The sequence below is a fragment of the Acinetobacter sp. CFCC 10889 genome, assembly GCF_003268395.1.
GTDB lineage: Bacteria > Pseudomonadota > Gammaproteobacteria > Pseudomonadales > Moraxellaceae > Acinetobacter.
In genome coordinates this window covers 1-1160 of the sequence record NZ_LQXQ01000155.1, presented here as the reverse complement: position 1 = coordinate 1160, position 1160 = coordinate 1, and the positions used below count along the sequence as shown (strand labels likewise).

At 39.1% G+C, this 1160-nt stretch carries 2 protein-coding genes; one reads left to right on the top strand and one right to left on the bottom strand.

Going from position 1 to position 1160, the window contains the following annotated elements; translation table 11 throughout:
- The coding region (gene mobQ, locus AVJ19_RS21125; RefSeq protein ID WP_162626690.1) for a MobQ family relaxase at positions 1-748 on the bottom strand (748 nt) is incomplete at its 3' end.
- A 211-nt stretch (positions 749-959) separates the two neighbouring features.
- Between mobQ and AVJ19_RS21120 the strand changes: the two genes are divergently transcribed.
- On the top strand, positions 960-1160 hold a 201-nt coding region (locus tag AVJ19_RS21120), incomplete at its 3' end, for a hypothetical protein (RefSeq protein ID WP_111861432.1).

Sequence of the window (1160 nt, the reverse complement as noted above, 5' to 3'; positions counted from 1 at the left end):
GTGCGATGACCTTTTTGATTTTTAAATTACGTAGCTTAATTTCATCATTTTTCAGACTAATTTCTGTAAATATCCCTCGTCTCCGGAGGTATGTCGCTTGAGGACCTTCGTGCTGAGTTGCTTCTAGGTCACTTTCCTGGTCTTCATAACTTCTGTGATCGACACGTTCATCAAATCCATTTTGTTCCAGGTGATGATTGCATAACTCTGCAAATGATTCTCTCCAGTGGCTTACAGTTTCTGTGCCATTGTCACGACTGAAGTCCCTATATTTTTTTGCTGAAAAGCCACCCTGCTCATTAATACTTCGGGTTGTGAACATGATGTGTGCATGGTAGTTGCGTTCATCACTTCCACTGTCTGTATGAGGTGCATGAATAGCAGCATCAACGATGACACCGTATTTTTTAACGAGGTTTCGGCAAAGTTCATTGAGCATATTTTCACGCTGTTCAGCGTTTAACTCACTGGGAAATGCAATCTCAAACTCTCTTGCAAGTAATGCATCTTTTCTACGTTCAACCTTTTCGACTTCATTCCAAAGTGTTTGGCGCTTGAGTAACTCAGTATTTGTATTTTCAGGTGCATAGATTTTTGTAAATTCGACACCAGTTTTTCTTGTGTAGTCTTGTTCTTTTCCATAAAAATCGCATACCAATTTTTCACTTGAACGATATGCAGCACAAGCAACGGCCGATCGTCCATTACCTCTACTAATCGTTTTAACTGAAAAATGATATATCGCCATTTTGCTTTTGCTCTTTATTTCGATTTATCGAAATTACCAACATGTATATGTTGGTCAGGGGATTACAAAGGGGATTTACCCCTTGTCGCACCATTGGATGAAATCCAATGGCTAAGTGCGCCCTTCGGGAAAACCACGATAGCATGGGCTGTCTTGAATTTCAATTCAAACAGACCTATGCTTGAGGGGGATTCCTTGAGATGGTGATGGTATGAGTGTTGAAACTTTAGAGCAAAAAATTGCAAAGCAAGAAGAACGATTAAGACAACTAAAAGCACAAAAACAAGCTATTGCTGCTCGTGAAAAAAAGAAAGTTTCTGATCAGCAACGTAAAGATGATACGAGACGTAAAATTCTACTGGGAGCTTGGGCTTTAAATAAATTAAAAAATGATGAATCGTTTAAACAGCAA